The following is a 22698-nucleotide window of genomic DNA, read 5'->3' on the forward strand; positions in this document are numbered from 1 at the left end:
TACCCTTTTACAATCTTAAAACAGCGCCTCGTCCATTTGCGCTGGAATTTCAAGCCCCATTAGCTTTAAGATAGTTGGTGCGACATTGCTAAGCCCAAAATCCCTCTTTAACTCACTCACGCCCTGCGCGCTTACGAAGCAAAACACATCAAAAGTGGTGTGATTAGTAAGCAATTCGCCCTGTGCCCCTCGCATTTGCTCGCAGTTGCCGTGATCTGAAATTTGCACATAAGCGTAATCAAATTCCTTTGCCTTAGCGTAAATTTTACCCAGACACTCATCTACCGCCTCGACTGCCTTAACCGCAGCGTCGAAGTTGCCCGTGTGGCCGACCATATCGCCGTTAGCGAAATTTACCACGATAAAATCTTCGCCCCCTTCAATGCCCTTTATCACAGCCTCGCACACAGCGTGAGCGCTCATAGCTGGGCATAAATCGTAGGTTGCGACCTTTGGGCTGTCGATTAAAATGCGGGTTTCGTTCTTCACGCACTCTTCGCTGCCGCCGTTGAAAAAAAATGTAACATGAGCGTATTTTTCGGTCTCGGCGGTGTGGAGCTGTCTAAGTCCCGCATCCGCAATAACCTCGGCAAGAGTATTTTGCAAAATGTCCTTTTTGACAATGATCGGAAATGGAAATTTCGCGTCGTATTCTGTCATGGTGATTAAATTTCGCACGCAAAATTTACGCTCAAAGCCCGTGAAATCCTCCATACTCAAAGCTTGGCAAATCTCACGCGCCCTATCATTTCGGAAATTTACAAAAATAATTCCGTCATTTTCTTTAATCCCGTCAAATTCTCCAAAAATCGCTGGCTCGATAAATTCGTCCGTAATGCCCTTCTCATAGCTTTTGCGAGCATACTCGCTTGGGGAGATTTTTTGCTTCTCGCCCTCGCCCATTAGCGCAGTATAGGCCTTTTGCACCCTTTCCCAGCGGTTGTCCCTATCCATAGCATAAAACCGCCCGCAAACGCTTCCTACGCTAAATTTCGCCTCCAAAGCTTCCAAAAACCCTGCCCCGCTTGTGGGACTTACATCGCGTCCGTCAGTGATAGCGTGGGCAAAAACCTGCGCGCCAGCGTCTTTTGCTATCTGGCAAACTGCGCCAAAATGGCGCAAATGCGAATGCACGCCACCGTCGCTGTATAGCCCTATGACATGCACCCTAGGGCAAATTTTTAGCAAATTTACGATTTCAGGCGCAGTTTTTAGAGTGTCGTTTTCGATCATTTTATCAATTTTGACTAGATTTTGATACAGCACGCGACCGCTTCCAATCGTCATGTGCCCGACCTCAGAGTTTCCCATTTGTCCCTCAGGCAAGCCCACCGCAAGCCCAGATGTGCGAAGTAGCGTGTTTGGCACAGAGGCGAAAAGCATATCGTAAGTCGGCTTTTTGGCTGTGGCAAAGGCGTTAAATTCGCTACTTTGGTTGCAACCAATGCCGTCAGTTATGACAAGGATTGTTTTTTGTTTCATATTTTTCTCCTAAATTCAATGCGGACATTGAAATTTCGCATTATACTTTTTTTTAGCAAATATCACAAAATTTAAAATTTAAAAGCTAAATTTTACAAAGAAAGTATTAAAATAATCGGTTTTAAAATAAAATTTAAAAGGCAAATTTTGTTATATTATATCTACCAAATCACAAATATAAATTTCTTTCAATACACCACAGCACGCGCTGGAATCGCGTTTTTCATAGCTTTTATTTTAAGCGTGTATCTAATGCCACGATTCATATCTTGGGCCAGAGCCAAAAACGCCTCCCAGCCTATCTACGACCTAGCCCCGCAAACACACCAAAAAAAGTCCAAAACCCCCACAATGGGCGGACTTGTCTTTGTTTTCTCGGCGATTGTGGCGAGTGCTTTGTGCGTGAAATTTAGCATTTTCACAATCTGCGGTTTAATCACGCTAGCTGGGTTTTGCGCGATAGGATTTAAGGACGATTTGTCTAAAATTTTGGGTGCCTCTAACCACGCAGGACTTAGCCCGCAAACCAAACTTTTACTCCAAAACGCCCTAGCTTTGGGAATTTCATTTACGCTATATATTTTCAGTCCGCTTGGTGGCGAGCTGTATTTGCCCTTCGTGAAAAACCACATAATAAATTTAGAATTTTTCGCCATTGTATTTTGGATGATAGTTTTCAGCGCGAGCTCAAACGCTGTAAATTTAACCGACGGCCTTGACGGGCTAGCCACGATTCCCTCGGTGTTTTCACTAGCTAGCCTTGGTATTTTTGCCTATTTGTGCGGACACGCGATTTATGCGCAATACCTGTTTTTGCCAAAAATCGCAGGTGTGGGCGAGCTAAGTATCATCATCGCAGCCCTTATCGGCGCACTTTTTGGGTTTTTGTGGTTTAACTGCTACCCAGCCGAAGTTTTCATGGGCGATAGCGGAAGTCTGAGCGTAGGGGCGTTTTTAGGATATTGCGCGATTGTGACAAAAAATGAATTTTTGCTAATTATAATCGGATTTGTCTTTGTAATGGAGACACTAAGCGTGATTTTGCAGGTAGGAAGCTTTAAAATGTTTAAAAGGCGAATTTTCCTTATGGCGCCTATTCATCACCATTTCGAGCTGAAAGGTTGGAGCGAAAACAAAATCATAATTCGCTTTTGGATAATCGCGCTAATGGCAAATTTAATCGCGCTAACTTCGATAAAATTAAGATAAGGAAAAAAAATGAAAAAATCACTCTTTGGACACGGCACCACTACAAAAGCATTAGCAAAAAGCGGTGGTTGGGACATTTACGATGATAATTTCAAAGCTGACGAGGTCAAATTTGACGAATTTGGCAACGCGCTTTTGGCCCCTTGCCTTTTTGACCCCACAAAAAGCGAACTAGAAATCCCAAGCCCAGGATTTCCCAAAGAGCATAATCTAATAAAATCCGCTAGGAATTTAATCAGCGAGTATGATTATTTCGCAAATACTGCGCCTTTTAAAATTTGGATTAGCGGGACAAATGGCAAAACCACGACCACGCAGATGACACAGCACCTCCTAGCAAATCGTGGCGCAGTTATGGGTGGCAATGTGGGCACGCCACTCGCGCTTTTGGATAAAAATGCCAAAATTTGGATATTAGAGACTAGCTCATTTACGATTCACTACACACGCACAGCGCACCCCGGAATTTACGCGCTTTTGCCAATCACCCCAGATCATCTTAGCTGGCATGGCAGTTTCGCCGAATACGAGCGCGTCAAACTCTCGCCACTTCTAGCTATGAGCGAGGGTTCAGTCGCATTAATCCCAGCCGTGTATGCCAGTAGCGAGGCTGTGAAAAACTCGCGCGCAAGGGTGATTTGCTACGAAGATGAAAATGATTTGGCAGCTAAATTTGAGATTGAGATTGAAAAAATTTCATTTAAAACGCCGTTTTTGTTAGACGCTATCTTAGCCCTTTGTATCGAAAAAATCCTCACAGATCGCGCTAGTGTGGAGGTTTTGAACGAATTTGTAATCGAGGCAAACAAACTAGAAGAATTTTTTGATGTAAAAAATCGCATGTGGGTAAATGACACAAAAGCCACAAATATCGATGCTTGCGCGCAAGCCCTTAAACGCTACAAGGACAAAAAAATCCACCTAATCTTGGGCGGCGATGATAAGGGCGTGGATTTGGAGCCACTCTTTGTGAGTTTTGCGCCGTATGATTTGCAAATTTATGCGATTGGCTCGAACACCGATAAACTCGTAAATTTATGCGAAAAATTTAAAATTCCGTGCATTAGGTGCGAATTTTTGAAAAACGCAGTCGCCAAAATAGATGAAAATTTCTCTGGTGCGGGCGAAGTTGCGCTTCTAAGCCCAGCCTGCGCTAGCCTAGATCAGTTCAAAAGCTACGCCCAACGGGGAAATTTATTTAAAGAGTATGTGGCAAATTTAGCCCTTTAAACACTGCGCCGAAATTTTTGCAAATTTAGAAATTTTAAATTTCTTACTCGTAGATTGCTTCGTCGCTTCGCTCCTCGCAATGACAAATTATTAGGCAAAATTTACGCCGGGTTTGTCATTGCGAGAATTTTGCGTTAGCAAAATTCGTGGCAATCTACAACTTTAAAATTTAAATTTTGCAAATTTGCTGTCATTGCGAGCGAGTGCAACGAGCGTGGCGATCCAGTAAAATTTAGAGAGAATTTAAAATTCAACAAAATTCATTTGTGGATTAAAATTTATCGGAATTTCTCTGGATTGCTTCGATGACTTCATCATCTCGCAATGACAACGAAATTTACAAAATCATAAATTTAAAAACAGAATTTCGTATCGTGACTAAACGATACTGACCGAATTTGAATTTGCAAGGAAATTTTTATAAAAGGAAATAAAAGTGAAAAATTTATTTAAAAAATTGTTCGATACCAAATTTAAAAAAATAAGTTGGTTTGTTGCAATTATAACGATTATTTTATGTCTTGGTTTTATTAGAACTGTGCCAAATTATTCTAAAAAATACGGCTTTGAAATAGTAAGCAAAGAAGATTATAGAAAATACCAACAAGGTTATTGTTTGAGTGAAAAAAAATATTTAAGAAATTTAAATATCTCGGATATACACAAAGCAATTTGGCAATTTTTAGATGAAAATTTAAAAGAAGAAATACTATATAACAAACTAATCTGCGAACAAGATAGTCAAGGTTGCTATAAAGATGAAATAGGATATTATGAAATTGAAAATATTACATTAGAGAATTGGTATGAAGCGTTTTATAAAGAATTTAAAAAAGGTAAGAGAATTGATGATATTGTTAAAAATATGAAATTACAAAAAGTAAATCCGAAAGATTATTTAATTATTGACGAAATTACTAACACTGCTGGTTTTAGTAAGCCAATAATATTTAAAAAAAGATACACAAGCATATTATTAGACTATGATTTTTTTTACGATAGACATCAACATATTATCATGCTTAATCATATTAAAACTGGTGATAATATTGAAATGTATAAAAAACAATACTATTTTGGCAGAGAGATACAAATATATCCAAAACCAATAAAATTTGATAATTGTGGAAATATAGATTACGACGCAGAAAAACAGGCAAAAGAAGATGCAAAAAGATATTTTGATTTTGTAAAAAATGGCGGATAAGTATAAGAAATTTAATTTTTAATAAAAAATTTTAACACAGCTTTATTTTTTGTTACAGCTTCGATTTTTTATAAAATTCTTGCAATGCCAAATTTAGACATTGCAAGAAAATCTATTTAAGCGAAATCAAATCCAGTGGGTTTATGTGGTAGTTTTGTTGCGTTACTTCAAAGGTTAGATCCGAGCTAATTCTGCCGATTGTGTAGCCCTTTTTGACCGAAGAGCCCACGCGCACAGTGTTTGGGATCTGATTTAAATGCGCATAAATCGTGTGGATTCCGCCCGCATGCTCGATGATGACGACCTTATCTAGCACGGCTGTTTCTTTGGCAAATACGACCTTGCCAGCTAGCACTGCTTTTACCTGCGTGTCGCCACTTTTAGAGCCTAGCACGATATTTTCGTTAAAAAGCTTGATATTATACACAGGGTCGCTGTAATTGCCAAATTTACGCTTCACATACGCCCCGTCAAGCGGTGCAGAGGTTTTCGCGCCAGTGTATTTTTTCACGCGAGAGGATTGGTAGCTAGATCCGTATTGTTTGACCTTGGTGTTGATTTTGCTAACTCTCTCATCGGCTGGCTCGCTAGGCTCTGATTCAGGCTCTGGCTCAAATTTAGGCGCAGGCGGAGCTTCTTTGCCAGCTTTTTTGGCGGCGGCTTTTTGCTTTTCATACTCTTTTTTCTTGGCTTCAAGCTCTTTTTGTTTGGCTTCTTTTTCTTTTTTCTTTTGCGCTTCTAGTTTAGCTATGCGTTCCTTTTCCGCTTTTTCAGCTTTTTCGCGCTCTTCTTTATCATCAATGATTTTAAGCTCAGCCAAGGTCTTGGCAATCGCGTCTTGCTCGGCGTTTAGCTTTTCTAGTTGGGCGATATAGCTATCTTTGTTTTTTTGCAGGCTAGCTACTTTTTCTTTTTGCGCGTTTTGCTTTTCACTCAAATTTAACTTTTTTTGGCTATAACTTTCCATATTTTCGTTGATTTGAGCGATTTTTTTGTTTTGTTCGTCAATGAAATTTTTATTATTTTCATAATCCTTCATTAGCTTATTTAGCTCGCTATTCATCACGCTCTCTAATCCGCCCAAAACCTCGCTAGCCACGATAGAATCAGGCGTAACGCTGGAATTTGTGTCGCTGATGAGATCAAATGAGAGCTCTTGGGAGATGATTTGGACGATTTTATTTTCTAGCTCGCTTTGCACGCTAAGCAAGGTTGCGTTTTGTTTTTTGAGATTTTCTAGCTCTTGCTCTTCGTTTGCGTATTTTTCTTTTAGCTCCTCGATATTTTGGCTAAGCTCTTTTATCTCGTTTTCACGCTTTTTAAAATCGTTTTGTTCTTGCACGATTAAATCAGCAATTTCATCGATTTTTTTAGACAGCCTCATCTCCTCTTGCTTGGAAGTTTTCAGCTCTTTGTTGCTTTGGGCGATTTTTTCCTTCGTAGTCGGTGCGCCGTATGCGAAAAACGCAAGCGCGCACAGTATCATCAAACGCTTCATTGTGATTTTTTACCACTTACTTCTAGCATTACAAATGTAACTGCGATAAATGTCAGCCCCACAGCGATACCAAACAAAAAGAGCGGTTCATACGGCAAAACAATCGTCTCACTTAAATTTGTGATTTGACTCACGGTTTGCATGAAAATCGGCCAGTTTGGAAGCGCGAAATAAAACGCCACGACAATTAGCGTAGCTAGCACGCTATCGGCTAGTGCCATGCGGTATAGCCTGCCACTTTTTATCATAAAACTAGCGCCGAATAGCTCCATAATCTCGATTCGCTCTTTATGCTCATAGACCCAAATTCGCATTTGGCGGTGAATTAGCATGAGACCCAAAACCACGATTAAAAGCGCAAATCCATAAACCAAACTTTTAATCAAAAGCAAAATTTTAAAAATATCATCGTGGGTTTTTTTGAAAATTTCAACCCTGCTAAGCGAACCCATGCTTTTTAGCGCGCTCTCTATGTCCTCTAAACGCGCGCTGTCTGGGAAGTTTTCGAGCTTAATGCTGTAAAATTTAGGCAAATTTTTGCTAAGCTCGCCAAAGGCTGCTTCTGAAATTTTACCCTTTAATCTATCTGTGATATTATCAGCTGGAATTTCGATGATTTGGCTGATATCGCTGACCTTATCTTGCACTTCCTCTAAGCTTAGCGCCTTTTTTGAGACAAGGACGATGTTGTATTCGTTTTGGATAGATTTTTCGTAACTTTTGGCTAAATTATTTACAAAAATTCCAAACTGCACTGAAAACAAAAGCGCCACAAGCGAAAAAATAACCCCAAAATGCGTTTTAATCGATCTCAGTGACATGGGAGTCCTTTATCTCGAAATGTCTATGCGCAAAACGCAAAGTGCTAGGCATTTTGTGCGTTACGATGACCACGCAAGCGTTCCACGCCTCGCATGCTGAGCGCAATAAATTCCAAATAATATCGCTTGAATAATCGTCCAAGTTTCCAGTAGGCTCGTCGCAAAGTAGCAAGCGTGGATTGTGCGCCATAGCGCGCGCTAGGGCGACGCGTTGCTGTTCGCCACCGCTTAGTTCTAGCGGGTATTTGCCCATTTTGTGTCCAAGCTCGATATGGCGGAGCAGTTTTTTGGCCTGATCTTGGCAAACTTGCTCGTTATAACCCATAATCATCAGCGGTAGCATGATATTTCGCTCGATCGTCCATTCATTAATCAATCTATAATCTTGGAAAATTATGCCGATTCTTTGGCGCAGTGTGCGCAAATCACTGCGACTAATGCCGTTTAAATCGCACAGACAAACATTAAGTTCGCCACTTTTGATATCCATATCGCCGTAAAATGACTTTAATAGCGTGCTTTTGCCACTTCCACTTTTGCCGGTGATTACGACAAAATCCCTTGCGCCTATGCCAAAGCTAGCATTTTTTATGACCTCACCGCTATCATATCCCAGTGTAAGCCCCTCGGCGGTGATTATGTTATTATCAGCTCCTATGCCTGCCATAACTCAAAAATCTCCATTATTTTTTTGTGTGCTTTGTAATTTTCGCTTGTAGCTAGCGGAGTTTTTAAAAAATACTCCGTCTTTGCCCCGATGCGAATAAAGCATTGTTGCGGGAAGTCAAACGCCCCAAACGAGGTCAAAATCAAAACCTCATCGCTATCATCAAATTTATAAATTCTCTCAAAATGCACGAAATAGCCCTCGCCTTTGATAGTTAAATTTTTGAAATTTGCCTCTATTTTTTGCGGGTTAAAATTTGAGAAATTCATATCAAATTTCGCTGGTTCTTCGCCGTTTTCATCGCTATTAGTAAAAATCAAATCAAAGATATTTTTATCCATTTTGCGCCAGCGATCTTCGTATTTCGAGCTAACGCTTAAATCTCTGTTTTTAAAGTGCTCTATCGCGACACGCCCTGCACTTTGCGCTACGCCAAATTTATCCAGCGCATATTCAAAATACATATCGCTATCTGTGCGAAGCTCAAATTTCGCCCCTTTTTTGAGAGTTCGCACGCATTGATGGACAAACTCATCGCTAATGACTCTGCGGTGCGGGGCATCGTCCCAAGGAACAGGAAAGTGCAAAAATATGCGAGAGAGCAAATTTGCTGGCATTAATGAGAGCAAAATTCGCGCGTCAGTGTTTATCAAAGCGACATTTTCCAAACCCTCTTTAATCGCTAGTTTTGCGACCTGCTCGATACTAGGCTTGTAAATTTCGATTCCAATTACCAGCGTTTGCGGATTTGTGCGAGCCTGATATAGCAGATGTCTGCCCGAACCAAAGCCGATTTCGACGAAAATTTGGCTAAATTTCGTGGTTTTGAGCAAATTTAGCATTTCATCTTCATCTAGCACGAGCGGAGTTTTTTGGGTTAGGGATTTGCTTTTAAAGGCAAATGCGCTAAAAATCACACCACTTGCGAATTCTCTCTCGTAAATTTCAAGTGCGCGTTGCAAAATACCGATTTTAGCTGGTTTGGTGGTTTTTTCGCCTTTGACTACGACTTTGTCTTTGGCGTATTTGAGAGTGACGAAAAATTCGCTATCAAAGCACCTTGTGCGCACGAGAGTGCAACTCTCATCGCTAGCAGACTCCAAAAGCTCCACGCCCTCCTTGCTAAATGGAAGGCGCGGTAGTTCTACGCTTTTTGCAATAAAATTTGGCAATTTATTCCGCCATTTGACTTACTTGGATTGGCGCGCTTGGAAGCGAGAGCATGCCTGTTTGCGATTTTGCGATTATGCGGTATTCGTATCCTGCGGTGTAATTTACATAGTCGATATACTCTGCGCTAAGTCTGCCTGCGATATCTTTGACGCCACTCCACGAATCAGCGCCTTTTACCCTGCGCTCGATAGTGTAGCTTGCCACGCGCAAATCAGGGTGCGGACGCCAGATGATTTTCACGCGATCTGGCAGTGCGTAAGCCTGCGCAAACGGCACAGAATCAATCGTCTTTGTCGTGCTTACAATCGCAGCAGGCGAGCTTTCGCCCACGCCATTTATGCCATAAGCGCGCACGGTGTATTTATATGATGTGTTTGGCTCCAAGCGAGTATCGGCAAAGTGCGTAGTGTATGGATCGGCTAGGGTTGCGATTTTTTTCGCTTCACCGCCGCCCATATCAGCGCGATAAACCACAAATCCTAAAAGATTAGGATATGAGCCGTAATTTGGCCACTCTAAGCCGATTTCGTTCGTGCCAGAGATACTTTTAATTCCCTCGACGCGTGGCAAGCTTGCGTCATTTCCGCCCGGCACACTATGAGAGGAGCAACCAGCCGCTAGTATCGCTAAACTCGCGCAAAATGCTACTTGGTAAAATTTTTTCATAAATTTCATCCTTTTTATCGTGATTTTGTATCAAATTCTCAAACTCCACCGGCAAAGGCGCCGTAATCTGCATACGCTCGCCACTTCGTGGGTGCGTGAAATACAGCACATAAGCGTGAAGTAAAATTCTTGCTATTTTATCTTTTTCGCTCTTAAATCCGTATAAATAATCGCCGATAATATGGCGATTAATCGAGCCCAAATGCACGCGGATTTGGTGCGTGCGCCCAGTAAAAAGCTTGGCTGCGATTAGGTTGATTTTGCCAAATTTATCGCTGCCGCTCTGGCTAAATTTCGCCTGCCCCCAATCATCGCTAAAAATCGTATAAAACGCGCTTTTTGCCTCGCGTCCGCCCGGAATTATCGCCTTTTTTAGGCGGTTATTTGGGTTGCGATCAATCGGGCGATCTATCAGGCATGGCTCTTTTAGGGGCAAATCTGTTAAAGCTAGGTAAATTCGCCCCATGCTTTTATCGCTTAATTGCGCGCTTAGGGCTTGGTGAGTGGCGTTGTTTTTGGCCACGACCAAAGCCCCGCTAGTGCCCTTATCTAGGCGATGAACAATACCTGCGCGGATTTGACCATTTATCGTAGAGAGCATAAATCCTTTTTGGCGTAGCCACTCTACAATCGTGGCTTCTTTGACACTTGGGGCTGGATGAACGACCACGCCAGCGGGCTTATTTAGCACTAGCAAATCGTCATCTTCGTATAAAATTTCAATCTCGCCCTCAAAGCTAAATTTCGCCTCATCGCTATGAGTAGGCGCAGGGTAATTTACGCAAATTTCATCTCCCAAATTTAGCTTTTGCGATGATTTGGTTATGATTTTTTGGTTTATAAAAACATTGCCTGATTTGATTAAATTCGAAATTTGATTGCGCGAAATGCCCAAATTTTCGCTTAAAAAAACATCAATTCTCGCCACGCAATCTGCTGTAAAATTATCCAAATTTATACCTTTTTTTGTTATTATCGCCCAAAATTTATTAGGACTTACTTTGAAATTTGACAAAAAGATTTTATCATATTTTGATTATATTCAACCTTTGCTGATTTTGCCGATTATTATTTTTTCATACCTTTTAATCAGCGAGGCAAACACCACACTTGGCAATAAACAGCTTGTTTATTTTGGGGTTGGTTTTGTTGTTTTTATGGTCTTTTTTTTGTTTCCGATTCGCAAATTTTTGTATTTGATTCCGCTGTTTTACTGGGTAAATATCGCCCTACTTTTGAGCGTGGAATTTTTCGGCATTAGCAAGCTTGGCGCGAAGCGTTGGTTGGAGCTGCCGTTCGTGCATTTTACCCTGCAACCAAGCGAGATTATGAAGCCAGCGTGCATGCTAATGCTAATGTATCTAATCCACAAAAACCCGCCACCGCCCGAGGGTTATGGCGTGAAGGATTTCGCTAAATTTAGCTTTTATATACTTTTGCCATTTGCGCTAATCGCCAAAGAACCAGACCTCGGAACCGCGCTAATTCTTTTTTTAATGGGGTTTGCAACGCTTTTTATTATCGGCGTGAATAAAAAAATTTGGATTGCGCTAGTGCTAGCTTTTAGCGTCAGCTCGCCCGTGCTTTATAACAACCTGCACGATTACCAAAAAAAGCGCATTACGGATTTTTTGAGCGAAGAGCACAACTATCAGGTCAAACAAGCCGTCATCGCTATCGGAAATGGCGGAATTTACGGCAAAAATTTAGAAGAAGCCACCCAAACTCACTTTAAATTTTTGCCAATTGCCACGAGCGATTTTATCTTTGCCTATATGGTCGAGCGCTTCGGATTTGTCGGCGCACTCGCGCTCATCGGCTTTTACGCGCTTTTAATCATGCACCTGCTTAGCCTAAATTACGACTTTGGCAGCGATTATCTCATACGGGTTTTTACCTCGGCTCTGGCGACGCTGATTTTTATCTACGCTGGGGTTAATATCTCCATGGTCATCGGATTTGCCCCTGTCGTGGGCGTGCCGCTGCCGTTTTTTAGCTACGGGGGAAGTAGTTTTATCACATTTATGATTTTGTTTGGAATTTTGCAAAATTTGCTAACTTTTAGAAACAAAGACAATTACAAAACGATAAGTATTAGGCTGTAAATTTGAAAATTTGGCTAAATTTGGGCTAAATTTAGCGTATAAATTTAGCCCAGATAAATTTAACTCTCTTTTAAAAGTTTCGTCGCTAAAATCGCGCCGTCATCGTGTTTGCGTGCAGATTTATAAATTTTGTTAAAGAAAATTTCCAAATACTCGTGGTTATTAATGCGCTCTGCTTCGTTTGCCACGCTAATTGCGCTATATTCGCCGTCGCTTCCAAGCTCGTAAGCAAGCTGGGTATCGCTAAGCTGTAATTTCAAAATTTCTTTTAATTTATTTTGCAAAGCCTCGCTATAAATCGGCGTCATAAGCTCCAATCTGCGCTCCAAATTTCGTGGCATCCAATCCGCGCTTGCGATATATAGGCATGGTTCTGCGTGTTTGAAATAAAAAATTCTAGCGTGTTCTAGGTATTTGCCGATGATTGAGCGGACTTTGATATTTTCGCTAAGTCCCGCCACACCTGGGCGCAAACAGCAAATTCCACGGATTATGAGATCGATCTTAACCCCAGCTTGGCTCGCTTTGTAAAGCGCCTTTATCATATCGCTATCGACGAGGGCGTTCATTTTAGCGATGATTCTGCCGTCACTTCCCTTGCTCTCTTCGACCTTGATCATCTTTAAAATTCTCTCTTTTATCTGCATTGGCGACATTGAGAGATTGCCTAGTTTGCGGTTTTTGTTATAACCTGAGAGTATGTGGAAAAAATTTGTCGTATCCTTATCAAAAGTATCCCCGCAAGTAAAAAAGCTCACATCAGTGTAGATTTTCGCACTGCTTCCGTTGTAATTGCCCGTGCCTAGGTGGATATAAAATTTAAGCTTGCCGTCTTCTTTTTTGATGATTTGAGTAACCTTAGCATGGACCTTAAAACCTGCGATTCCATAAATCACATGCGCGCCAGCGTCTTCTAGCGCCTTTGCCCAGTGCAGGTTGTTTTCCTCATCAAACCTAGCTTTTAGCTCGACCATTACGGTTACTTGTTTGCCATCGCTTGCAGCCTCGATTAGACTTTGGACGATTGGAGAATTTTTCTCCACGCGGTATAGCGTCATACGGATTGAGATGACTTTGGGGTCTTTGCTAGCTTCTTTTATGAGTTTTTGGACTGGATCGAAGCTCTCATAAGGGTGAAAAATCAAAATATCATCTTTTTCCATTGCACTCATTACTGAGGTGTTTTCATTAAAGGGAGGCAGTGTTTTTGGCAGATATTGCGGGTGGGCTAGATAGGAAAAATCCTTGTTGCCAGCTATCTCCCAAAGCCCGTCAAGTGTGAGCGGGATCGAGCACTCGAAAATGTCTTTGTAGAAAATTTTAAGATGTTCGTTTAAGAAATTTAGCAAATCAGGGTCTGCGTTTTTGGCTATTTGAAGTCGCACGAAAGCCCCTTTACGGCGCAGTTTAAGACCAGCTTCGAGTATCATCATAAAATCATCTGCTTCCTCTTCTTCGATTACGATATCAGCGTTTCTTGTAACCCTAAACGCAGCCGAACTAATTAGCTTATAGCCCGGGAAAATCTCCTCAGCGTGGCGATTTACGATTGAATCAATCGTCACGTAGGTGTTTTTGGCGACCTGCACGAAGCGAGGAAGCACACGAGGAATCCTAATCATACCAAAATGTATCGCCTCAGGTGCGTTTGCGTCGCAAAGCTTAACCGCAATCGAAAAACTAAGGTTGTTTAGGTGCGGAAACGGGTGCGTCGCATCGACTGCAATCGGAATAATTACTGGCATAATTTGGCTGAAAAAAAACTCATCTGCGCTATTTTTGAGATCTGGGGTTAGCTCGTCGTAGTTTTTGATAAAAAGGCCGTTTTTGCTAAGCTCCTCTTTGATAGCGATATAGTGCGCTTCTAGCTCGTTTTGCTCGTGTTTGAGATATGAGCGGATCTCGCGCAACTGCTCCAATGGCGTCATCTCATCATCGCCACTAGCTGTTACGCCAGCTGTGAAAAGCTGTTTAAGCCCAGCCACACGAATCATATAAAACTCATCTAAATTTGTGCTATAAATCGCTACAAATTTCAATTTTTCAATCGGTGGAATTTGCTTTTGACACTGAGTTAAAACGCGCGAATTAAAGCGAAGCCAACTCAACTCTCTATTTAAAAATTTGCTTTGTTGCTCCATTTTATTTCCTTTTTTCTAAACTAAAACAAAGATTATAACTCAAAAAAGATTAAAATGTGTTTTTTATGAAATTTAATTGCGCTTTAAATTTTTAAAGCAATTATCCAAATAAACGCAAAATTTCACTCCATTTAGATAAAAAATCCAGCTTATGTAAATCCACAAAAAGAAAAATAACGCCACCGAAAACGAGCCATAAATGCTAAGATAGGTTTTGTTATAAAACACATACTGCGCGAAAATAATCTTAGAAATCCACCATAATGTGGAGGCTACAAGAGAGGATATAAGCACGGCTTTGGGGCGAATTTCGCGGTTTATCGCCGTAGCGTAAGTGATAGCAAAAATAGCCCAAATGATAACAAATGGCAAAACCGAGAGCAAATTTATCCACCTAGAAAATTCGGTTTTATCGAGTAAATTTTGAAGTTCTGAGCTGATGAAAAACGACGCGCCAAGCCCCACGGGAGCCAGCGTCATCAGCGTCCAGTATGTACTAAGGCCTTTGAAAAATCCGCGCTTTGGCGAGTGCGAAATCTGCGCGATAATCTCCTCAAAATCATCAAAAAACAAAATCGAAGTTACAAGCACCGCCAAAAATCCTAACGCACCAAGGCTTAGGCCGTTTGCCATAAACTCTTCCAAATACGGAATCAGGCTTTCTTGGTTGGCTGGAAGCAGGTTTGAGAAGATAAATGCCTTGATTTTGGCGTAATAATCGTGGAAACTAGGCAGCTGCATAAATACGCTCAAAGATACCATGAGCACAGGAAGCAATGCCAAAATCGTGTGAAAACTAAGCGACGAGGCGTAGTGCATGAGGTGCGGGTCGTAAATCTTGCGCCAGGATTTGATAAAAATTTTAAATTCGTCCAAAAATATCTTTAAATTTTTCATTTCGCAATTTTAGCTAAAATTTTAAAAATTTGGGTAAAATTGACGAATTTTTAGGCAAAGGTTTTAATGATTTCTTTAATTTTTTTTCTTATATTTCTGATATCATTATTTTTTATAAAATCAAATAAACTTAAAACTTTTTGCATATTTTTAACATTTTGTTTTTTAGTTATCACTCTTTTTAATTATACGATTTATTTTTATAGTGGAAATTTTCTAAATTTAGGACTCATAAATATTCTAGCAATCAGCCTAAAAGGTGCTCCATTGCTTAGTTTTTGGCGTGAGGCTTTGCTTGTTTTTTTAGTCCTTATCTGCACTATTTTGTTTTGTATCGCACTATGGAAAAGAATAAAAACTAGACAAAATTTCTTTAAATTTTCTGGCTTTATAGCCATTTTTTCTTTTATTTTAGCCCTTGTTTTCAACCCACTCACAACATCTGCTGTGCAAATTTTTCAAATCTTAAATCCTAAATATCACAAAGTCGCCCGTGCTAATCTGCAAAAATATATCGTAAAACCAAAAATAAATCAAAATTTCAAAACCAAAAATATAGTTTATATATATTTGGAGAGTTTTAGCAGGGATTTTACTACCAAATTCGACACCCTTACCCCACACATAAATTCTCTCACAAATCGACTAGAATTTACTAATATAAACCAAATTCCACAAGGCGCAACCGTTACAATCGAAGGTCTTTTTGCCTCACAATGTGCTTTACCGTTTGGGTTTTTTACTCCGGTTAAAAATGGCGATAAAATCATCTCAAAAGACAAAAATACAAAATTTCCTAAAAAAATTTTATGCGCTACCCAAATTTTACAAAATTATGGCTATCACACATTTTTTATGAAATCCGATGAAATAAGCTATCAACGCACCGATGAATTTTTGCAAAGCAGAAATTACGATGAAAGCAAAGGCGCAAGTGATTTCAAAAGCCAAGGCGCAAAAAGTGCGAACGAGTGGGGCATAGATGATGATGAGATGTTTGAGTTCGCGTGGCGTGATTTTGAGCATTTATCACAAAACAAAGACAAATTTATACAAGTTATCCTAAATATCGGCATGCACGCACCAAGTGGATTTATCTCTAAAACATGCGAAAATTTGCCTTTCCCATATAACGAAAAAATGCTAAAAGCCGCGCATTGCACGGATTATTTGGTCGGCAAATTTATAGATAGAATTCGCGCTTCAAAATACAGCAAAAACACAATCATAGTCCTTCAAAGCGATCATTTAATGCCATATCTTTTAGTAAGTGATTTAAGTAGTGGTATTTTAGAGGACTCCAAGCTGTTTTTTACTATTTTAGATGATGATTTAGAGGGTGTCCAAAGCGTGGAGGCGCAAGGCTCATCTCTTGATACATTTACCACGGTTTTAGGCTATATGGGGCTAGTCGATGAGATGAATTTGGGGCGAAATGTCCTAAAAAAACCAAGCTTAATTTCCGTGCCAAATATCACTACTATCTACAACACAGCCATTTTATCTACCGACGATTTGGACTATGATAAGCGATAAAAGATACATTAATGCGAAATTTTATTTTCTATCTCGTCATACGAAATTTCTGTTAAAATTCTAGAAGCTTTTTGATAAATTTCATCATTATTTTCAAATGGCATACTATCAACTTTTAATAAATTTCTACCAAAATTCATTTCATCTAAAATACCCAAGTATCCCAACACAGTTGTAAAACTATCAAATGAAGTTCCCTTTTTATCGATAGTTATGGTGCCGTTTATACTATCGTCAAGTATCATAAAAATATTTTTTGAATTTTTCGGATTTGTTTCGACGGAGCCACTATTGCTGTAAGGCAACGGATGATCGTTTTGCAAAATTATGATAGTATTTTTACTAAATTCAGACAATCGAATTTTATCTATAAATTTACCTACAAGATAATCTGTGCATTGAACAGCCCTAAGCATACCATCTTGACTAACAAAAGGCAAATTTTCACAAGTCTTTGACAAAAAGCCATCAGGTGCATGTGTAGAAATCGTCAAAAGCGTTTGCAAAAAATTATCTTTTTCTTTTGACAAACGCACAAAATCGTTCCACGCAACTTCAAGCATATCATCATCATTTACGCCCCAAGCGTTTAGACTTTTTTCGCCATCTTGCAATAGCTCGGTTTTACCTTTCATTTCATCATATTTTCGGTGTTTTAAAAAATTTCTCGTATCTTGAAATTCTAAATCCGCACCCTTCATAAAATATAGATAATAGCCTTGTTCTTTCAAAATTTCACTACCGCATTTTATATTTTCAGAAAAATTTTTATCTGTTTTATCTTTACCAAAAACATAGGTATAATTTATCCCGCAATGCGAACCAAATAGCCCTTTTAGCGTAAATTCAGTATCCACAACCTGCGTGATATTTGTAAAGTCGATTTTATTGTCTAAATTTGATAAATACGGCGTTAAATTTGGAAAAACCTGCGAATTTAGATAATCTCGGTTATAACTTTCTAAGTAAATATAAACGATATTTTTTCGAATTTTTGGTGCTTTTGAGTGCGGAACTTTAAGATATGGATAGGTTATTTTTTTAAATTTAGCAACAGGCGGATTATAAATTTCATAAAATTCCTTTGCATTTATATAAAGCGGATTTGTCAAAAATGCTATTATTAAAAATAATATAAATAAAAAAGCTAATTTAAAATTTTTACTTAAATTTGGAGAAATCTTTTGATACAAGATAACGCAAAATAAAACAATACCTATAACAACACAACTTAAAATAATCAACTCTCTTGCAAATGTAGAAATCGGAGCCCCGATAATCGAAGTTTTTATAAATACCACCACATAAAATCCAAAATGCTTACCAAGATAAATTAGCAAAATGGTATCAAAAACTAAAAATAATATATAAACAAAACACAATGCACACGCAACGCCCAAAAGCCATTTTTTATGCAAAAATTTTGCCAAAAACAAAGAAACAATAAAACAAAATACAGAAATATATGTCACTTTTGCACCTTTTTTAATTCGCTTTTTCTATTTCATCGTAATCGATATGTGGAGCAAGGCGCGCCGCCTTGACATAGTATGGACTTGGCATACGAGTAAGAAGCGAATTGCGCGAAAGCGCACTTCGTCCAAGTTGCATAGCGTCCAAAACCCCGATATAATCAAGCACTGTGGTAAATGTATCGATTGTCGAGGTTTGACGCGCGATATGGATATTGCGCTCAATTTTAGGGTCATTTATCACAAAATACAGCTTTTCTGAGCTTTTAACGAGGTTGTGGATTTTCGCACTTTGTTCGATCGCAGGAGCTGGGTGGTCGCTTTGGAGCACGACTATGGTATTATCGCTAAACTCGCTAGCACGGATTTTGCGGATGAGCGTGCCGACTAGTTCATCCGTGCAAGCAACCGCCCTTAACATCGTAATCTCCTCATCACTTCCGCTTTTATCGTAGAAATTTTCTTTAAAATTACCCTCTAAATTCTCGCAAGACTTTGCCACAAATCCATTTGGCGTATGCGTAGAAATCGTCAAAATCGCCTGCAAAAACGGACTATTCTCACGCGATAATCGCAAGAAATCCTCCCAGGCGAACTCTAACATTTCATCATCATCTACGCCCCACTCGTTGTAGTTTTTTGCTCCTCGTTTGGCTAGCTCCGCTCTGCCGTTTCGCTCATCAAATTCCATAGCGTCTAGGAATTTATCGGTATTTTGAAACTCCAAATCCGCACCTTTGATAAAATACGAGCGATAGCCAAGATCTTGCAAAATTCCACTTGCGCATTTTATATTTTTTGCAAAGTTATTTTTATCAGTAAATTTGAAGTTAAACAGATACGGCACTCCGCAAAACGAGCTAAATAGCCCCTCGATTGTGATTTGCGCCCCAGGAGTGCGCCCTACATCATCAAAAATCATAGAATTTTGTAAAGCCTTAAAATTTGGCGTCAAAGTTGGGAAAATTTCATCCTTAGTGTAGGCATCGTTAAAGCTCTCTAAAAATATATAGACGATATTTGGGCGCTTGGCGATACTGTGCGCGCGCGGAATTTCGATATATGGGTAGATATCTTTTTTGAGCGACCATACAGGCGGATACATTTGAAAATACAGGTTTGTAAGCGCGATTGTAAGGGGATTTACGCATAGTGCCGCAAGAGCGAAAACAAAGCACAAAGAGGCTAAAATTTTGGATTTTTTTAATCTTGGGAAAATTTTGCGACAAAAAATTACCAAAAATAAAATAATCGCCAAAATAGCCAAAACAGCGATTAAAATGTAGTTTATAAAGGTCAAAATCGGCGCACCCACGATACTGATGAAAAACATATTAAACGAAAATGGCGTGAGAGTGTTGCCAGTAAAATATACAAGAGCATAGTCAAACGCAAGGAAAAATAGATATAAAAAAACTAATGCACAATACGCCACTAAGGACTTTTTGCCAAGCAAAAATTTAGCCAAAAAAGCTGATATTATTAATAAAACTATTGATAGATAAATCATAAAACCTCGAATTTATTTATTGCTGAAATTTGCTAATTTACATAATGCAAAATAGTTAAATTATGCGTTATTTTACCATTTTTTGGCTTATAATTTTGATAATTTCGCTTCGCAACTTCTAAATACTGCGTCGAAATTTTGCCCAATCTGTCATTGCGAGGAGCGCGAAGCGCTTCGCAACTTCTAAATACTGCGTCTGAAATTTTACTTTTTAAGTGTCATTGCGAGGAGCGCATAGCGCGACGAAGCAATCTACAAAGCCCAAATTATCAACCGCGTAAATGGCGTAATTTTAAAATTCTATTGAATTCTTTGTCATTTACCCTACTCTTAATTTTGGCTTTGGTGATTGCTTCGCCGAAAAAGCGTCCCCGCGCTTTTTTGTGCTCGCAATGACACTTAAATGCAAAATTTGAAAATTTTTCTCACTATAATAAAATAAATTTTCGTCCATAAAAAAAGGCTCGAAGCCGAAGCCCCGAGCCTAAGAGTATTAGCTAAGCAAAGCTTAGATTAGAATACTACGCCTACACCGCTGATAGCAACTTCGCCAGCACCTGATTTTGCTGTCTCGTACTCAGCTGCTTTTGTGCTTGTAGCAGCAATTTTGATTTTTTGATATTCAAATTGTCCTTTTAGGATTTTTTGAATTGAACCAGTGTCAAGAACTTTTTTGCAAACTGCTACATCTTTATTATCACCTTCAGTAACTGTTAGAACAGCTGGCTTGTTTGTAGCTGCATCATAATCTGTTAGTGCAACCTTGATGCACTCTTTACCAGCAGCTGCGATAACTCCTTCAACAGTGCCAGTTAGTTTGCCAGCTGAATCAACTTTTCCAGTTTTTGGATTTTTCAACTGAACATTTGACATACCAGCAAATGAGCTAGCAAATTGTGCTTGTGATGTATAGTATGCACCCAAGTCACTGATTAATGTTGTTAAATTTGTAGCTGCTTTGCTAACCTCAGCATCATCACGAGTAGCTGCCAATCTTGGGATAGCGATAGCTGCCAAAATACCTAAAATAACGATAACGAAGATCAACTCGATCATAGTGAAACCTTTTCTCATGGTTTCCTCCTTGTAAATAGATTTCATTTTACATACATATATGTAAAACTTGCGTGGATTATAGCAAAAAAAATTAAAAAATTCAATTATTTTTGCAAAAAATTTGAAAAAAATTTAAAATTTTATAAAAAAAGCCCATTTTTGCGCTATTTTGCACAAGGAAAAATTTTTTATTTCATAGTCTCATTGCGCGGTTTAGGTTGCGTAGGTCGGATTTGTTTTCTAAAAAATGGCCGTAAATGCGGTTTATCATATCTAGATTCGCGTGTCCTAGCGTGCTGGCGATGAGCGGGGCTGGGACTTTCGTGCCCAAAAGGTGCGAACAAAAGCTGTGTCTGGTGCTGTGAAGCCCGCAGAGTGGGAGATTTAGTGATTTTAACAATTTTTTAAATTTATAGTGTATAGCAAAATAATCGCTACTAAATATCGCCCCATTGGGCAAATTTAGCCCTAAAATATGCTCTTTGAGCGGTTTTAACAAATTTATCGTGCGTGCGCGGCCACTTTTGGGAGTGGTGAGCTCGAAGCGGGTCAGGTTCTTGCAAATGGTGATTTTATCGGACTTGAAGTCGAAATCCTCCCTACAAAGCGCCAAAATCTCGCCACTTCTAGCTCCTGTGAAAAACGCTATGTATAAAAATGTGGCTAACTCGCCTGTGGCGCGCTCTAAAAGGAGTTTGATTTGGGATTTGGAAAAGCAAAATTTGGGCTTTGAAAGCGTGGGTGGCTTGCGAATGAGCGAAAACGGATTTTGGGCGATTTGACCTGAGAATTTCGCCAAATTTAGGGCTTGGCGCGGGTATGAGAGGAGTAGATTTATGGTTTGTGGGGAGAGGTTTGCGCTTCGCATGGCGCAAATCGCGCTATATATGGTCTGGGCGGTGTAGGAGGCGGCTGGCAGGTCTGGCGCGAAGTCGAAAAATCGGCTAATGGCGCACGAGGCGGTTCGTAGCGTGGTGAGCTTGGCGTGGAGGCGTAAATTTTGCAAATAAATGGCGCAAAAATGGCTTAAAAGGCGCGGTTTGAGCGGGATTTGGTGAGGATCGTATGGGAGTGTGGCATGTGGTTTTTCGCGGGCTTCGTTAGTTTGTGGGGTGCGTGGGGTTTTCGTGCGTGTGGTGCGGGGGTTTCGTGCGCTTGGTGGGCGCGGTCGGAGTGCGGTGCGTGGGTTTCGTGGGAGCTTCTGCGCGCGTGTGGTGTGTGTGCCTGATATGACTGGACTGTGCGTGGCGCGGCACTTCTGCGGGTTTCATAAGTGCGTGCTTCGAGGGCATGGTAAGCGCGTGCTTCGGGGGCGTGGAATACTGCGCCGAAATTTTATATTCGTAGATTGCTTCGTCGCTTCGCTCCTCGCAATGACAATGGTTCGCGTATCGAGGCAGTATCCCCGGCTTGCGAAGCGCAATGACAATAATTAACTTATCGGCGCAGTATTTTGCAACAATAAATAAAAATCAAAAATTAAATAGAAAATATGAAAAAATCTGAGTTAGAAGTGGTGCGCCCGAAGGAATTCGAATCCCTGACCTTTTGAACCGCAATCAAATGCTCTATCCAGCTGAGCTACGAGCGCACAATCAAAAAGAAATTTAATTATACATTTTTATAGCTTAAATTTAGCAAAAACAGCTCAAATTTATCGTGCAAATTAAAATTCCGCCACAAATTTCACTAAATTTCGCGATTTTTCTTGACTTTTGATTTATTTTTCTGTATAATACTAGTTCTTTTGCATTGGGGTATCGCCAAGCGGTAAGGCAATTGGTTTTGGTCCAATCATGCGGAGGTTCGAATCCTCCTACCCCATCCACACTTCTTTAAATCATTTTTGTATCGCAGGGTAGAGCAGTGGTAGCTCGTCGGGCTCATAACCCGAAGGTCGGGGGTTCAAATCCCTCCTCTGCAACCAATCTTATCAATACTTACTAAATTTATTTATGAAAATTCTAGGGACAATGAAATAAAAAAAGCCAAATTCACCAAAAATGGCAAATTTGGCTTATAGGCAAA

Annotated in this window: 19 protein-coding genes and 3 tRNA genes; 8 read left to right on the plus strand and 14 right to left on the minus strand. The window is 39.9% G+C overall.

Features of this window, described 5'->3' with window-relative positions; genetic code table 11:
- Positions 1–15 precede the first annotated feature (15 nt).
- Positions 16–1482 (minus strand): 2,3-bisphosphoglycerate-independent phosphoglycerate mutase, encoded by a 1467-nt coding sequence (gpmI, locus tag OFO12_RS00300; protein ID WP_270869052.1) that lies wholly within the window; start codon positions 1480–1482, stop codon positions 16–18.
- Between the two features lie 147 nt (positions 1483–1629).
- Between gpmI and mraY the strand changes: the two genes are divergently transcribed.
- The 3 genes from mraY (at position 1630) to OFO12_RS00315 (ending at position 5128) form a co-directional block, all read left to right on the plus strand.
- Entirely contained in the window at positions 1630–2691 is a 1062-nt protein-coding gene (mraY, locus tag OFO12_RS00305) for a phospho-N-acetylmuramoyl-pentapeptide-transferase (RefSeq protein WP_270868090.1), read from the plus strand.
- A gap of 9 nt (positions 2692–2700) precedes the next feature.
- The gene (murD, locus tag OFO12_RS00310) at positions 2701–3921 is read left to right on the plus strand and encodes a UDP-N-acetylmuramoyl-L-alanine--D-glutamate ligase (RefSeq protein WP_270869053.1); all 1221 of its coding nucleotides are present in this window, start codon (positions 2701–2703) and stop codon (positions 3919–3921) included.
- 436 nt (positions 3922–4357) lie between these two features.
- Entirely contained in the window at positions 4358–5128 is a 771-nt protein-coding gene (locus OFO12_RS00315) for a hypothetical protein (RefSeq protein WP_270869054.1), read from the plus strand.
- A gap of 112 nt (positions 5129–5240) precedes the next feature.
- Here OFO12_RS00315 and OFO12_RS00320 read toward each other — a convergent pair whose 3' ends face one another.
- From OFO12_RS00320 to OFO12_RS00345, 6 genes are read right to left on the minus strand one after another with little or no spacing between them, the layout of a single operon-like run.
- Positions 5241–6626, minus strand: a complete 1386-nt coding sequence (locus OFO12_RS00320) for a murein hydrolase activator EnvC family protein (protein WP_270869055.1) — start codon at positions 6624–6626, stop codon at positions 5241–5243.
- Positions 6623–7447, minus strand: a complete 825-nt coding sequence (locus tag OFO12_RS00325) for a cell division protein FtsX (protein WP_270869056.1) — start codon at positions 7445–7447, stop codon at positions 6623–6625. The genes OFO12_RS00320 and OFO12_RS00325 overlap by 4 nt, the downstream gene beginning before the upstream one ends.
- Positions 7428–8114, minus strand: a complete 687-nt coding sequence (locus OFO12_RS00330) for a cell division ATP-binding protein FtsE (RefSeq protein WP_270859346.1) — start codon at positions 8112–8114, stop codon at positions 7428–7430. The genes OFO12_RS00325 and OFO12_RS00330 overlap by 20 nt, the downstream gene beginning before the upstream one ends.
- A complete protein-coding gene (gene trmB / locus OFO12_RS00335) occupies positions 8102–9286 on the minus strand; it encodes a tRNA (guanosine(46)-N7)-methyltransferase TrmB (protein WP_270869057.1) in 1185 nt (394 codons plus the stop codon). The genes OFO12_RS00330 and trmB overlap by 13 nt, the downstream gene beginning before the upstream one ends.
- Before the next feature lies 1 nt (position 9287).
- Positions 9288–9953, minus strand: a complete 666-nt coding sequence (locus OFO12_RS00340; protein WP_270859344.1) for a hypothetical protein — start codon at positions 9951–9953, stop codon at positions 9288–9290.
- Positions 9883–10905, minus strand: coding sequence for an RluA family pseudouridine synthase (locus OFO12_RS00345; protein WP_270869058.1), 1023 nt, complete (start codon positions 10903–10905; stop codon positions 9883–9885). Before OFO12_RS00345 ends, OFO12_RS00340 begins: the two co-directional genes overlap by 71 nt.
- A gap of 49 nt (positions 10906–10954) precedes the next feature.
- Here OFO12_RS00345 and OFO12_RS00350 point away from each other — a divergent pair, with 49 nt between their 5' ends.
- Positions 10955–12058 (plus strand): FtsW/RodA/SpoVE family cell cycle protein, encoded by a 1104-nt coding sequence (locus OFO12_RS00350; protein WP_270861961.1) that lies wholly within the window; start codon positions 10955–10957, stop codon positions 12056–12058.
- A 59-nt stretch (positions 12059–12117) separates the two neighbouring features.
- Here the strand turns inward: OFO12_RS00350 and OFO12_RS00355 are convergent, their stop codons facing one another.
- Together OFO12_RS00355 and OFO12_RS00360 are read right to left on the minus strand one after the other, a co-directional pair.
- Complete coding sequence (locus OFO12_RS00355; RefSeq protein ID WP_270869059.1) at positions 12118–14199, minus strand: RNA degradosome polyphosphate kinase; 2082 nt, start codon at positions 14197–14199, stop codon at positions 12118–12120.
- A 72-nt stretch (positions 14200–14271) separates the two neighbouring features.
- Positions 14272–15096: a YihY family inner membrane protein gene (locus OFO12_RS00360; protein WP_270861963.1), complete on the minus strand. Its 825-nt coding sequence runs from the start codon at positions 15094–15096 to the stop codon at positions 14272–14274.
- A gap of 267 nt (positions 15097–15363) precedes the next feature.
- On the opposite strand from OFO12_RS00360, the gene OFO12_RS00365 reads away from it, so the two are divergent.
- On the plus strand, positions 15364–16632 hold the full coding sequence (locus OFO12_RS00365) for a sulfatase-like hydrolase/transferase (RefSeq protein ID WP_270869060.1): 1269 nt from the start codon (positions 15364–15366) through the stop codon (positions 16630–16632).
- 8 nt (positions 16633–16640) lie between these two features.
- Here the strand turns inward: OFO12_RS00365 and OFO12_RS00370 are convergent, their stop codons facing one another.
- The 4 genes from OFO12_RS00370 to OFO12_RS00385 form a co-directional block, all read right to left on the minus strand.
- Complete coding sequence (locus OFO12_RS00370) at positions 16641–18104, minus strand: sulfatase-like hydrolase/transferase (protein ID WP_270869061.1); 1464 nt, start codon at positions 18102–18104, stop codon at positions 16641–16643.
- Positions 18105–18117: 13 nt separating this feature from the next.
- Positions 18118–19614 (minus strand): sulfatase-like hydrolase/transferase, encoded by a 1497-nt coding sequence (locus OFO12_RS00375; protein ID WP_270869062.1) that lies wholly within the window; start codon positions 19612–19614, stop codon positions 18118–18120.
- Positions 19615–20127: 513 nt separating this feature from the next.
- A complete protein-coding gene (locus OFO12_RS00380; RefSeq protein ID WP_270869063.1) occupies positions 20128–20688 on the minus strand; it encodes a type II secretion system protein in 561 nt (186 codons plus the stop codon).
- Positions 20689–20863: 175 nt separating this feature from the next.
- Entirely contained in the window at positions 20864–21676 is an 813-nt protein-coding gene (locus OFO12_RS00385; RefSeq protein ID WP_270869064.1) for a tyrosine-type recombinase/integrase, read from the minus strand.
- A 45-nt stretch (positions 21677–21721) separates the two neighbouring features.
- On the opposite strand from OFO12_RS00385, the gene OFO12_RS00390 reads away from it, so the two are divergent.
- Positions 21722–21898: a hypothetical protein gene (locus OFO12_RS00390; RefSeq protein WP_270869065.1), complete on the plus strand. Its 177-nt coding sequence runs from the start codon at positions 21722–21724 to the stop codon at positions 21896–21898.
- A gap of 286 nt (positions 21899–22184) precedes the next feature.
- Here the strand turns inward: OFO12_RS00390 and OFO12_RS00395 are convergent.
- Positions 22185–22261 (minus strand) — tRNA-Arg (locus OFO12_RS00395).
- Positions 22262–22423: 162 nt separating this feature from the next.
- Between OFO12_RS00395 and OFO12_RS00400 the strand changes: the two genes are divergently transcribed.
- Both OFO12_RS00400 and OFO12_RS00405 read left to right on the plus strand, forming a co-directional pair.
- Positions 22424–22498, plus strand: a tRNA-Gln gene (locus OFO12_RS00400).
- A gap of 24 nt (positions 22499–22522) precedes the next feature.
- Positions 22523–22597, plus strand: a tRNA-Met gene (locus OFO12_RS00405).
- Positions 22598–22698 lie beyond the last annotated feature (101 nt).

This window comes from Campylobacter sp. JMF_04 NA10 (assembly GCF_027737655.1).
GTDB lineage: Bacteria > Campylobacterota > Campylobacteria > Campylobacterales > Campylobacteraceae > Campylobacter_B.

Coding starts and splice junctions, on each gene's coding strand:
- OFO12_RS00340 (WP_270859344.1), bottom strand. CDS start 9,953: ATGAAAAAATTTTACCAAGTAGCATTTTGCGCGAGTTTAGCGATACTA.
- OFO12_RS00380 (WP_270869063.1), bottom strand. CDS start 20,688: ATGAGAAAAGGTTTCACTATGATCGAGTTGATCTTCGTTATCGTTATT.
- OFO12_RS00355 (WP_270869059.1), bottom strand. CDS start 14,199: ATGGAGCAACAAAGCAAATTTTTAAATAGAGAGTTGAGTTGGCTTCGC.
- OFO12_RS00330 (WP_270859346.1), bottom strand. CDS start 8,114: ATGGCAGGCATAGGAGCTGATAATAACATAATCACCGCCGAGGGGCTT.
- OFO12_RS00375 (WP_270869062.1), bottom strand. CDS start 19,614: ATGATTTATCTATCAATAGTTTTATTAATAATATCAGCTTTTTTGGCT.
- gpmI (WP_270869052.1), bottom strand. CDS start 1,482: ATGAAACAAAAAACAATCCTTGTCATAACTGACGGCATTGGTTGCAAC.
- murD (WP_270869053.1), top strand. CDS start 2,701: ATGAAAAAATCACTCTTTGGACACGGCACCACTACAAAAGCATTAGCA.
- OFO12_RS00360 (WP_270861963.1), bottom strand. CDS start 15,096: ATGAAAAATTTAAAGATATTTTTGGACGAATTTAAAATTTTTATCAAA.
- OFO12_RS00325 (WP_270869056.1), bottom strand. CDS start 7,447: ATGTCACTGAGATCGATTAAAACGCATTTTGGGGTTATTTTTTCGCTT.
- OFO12_RS00320 (WP_270869055.1), bottom strand. CDS start 6,626: ATGAAGCGTTTGATGATACTGTGCGCGCTTGCGTTTTTCGCATACGGC.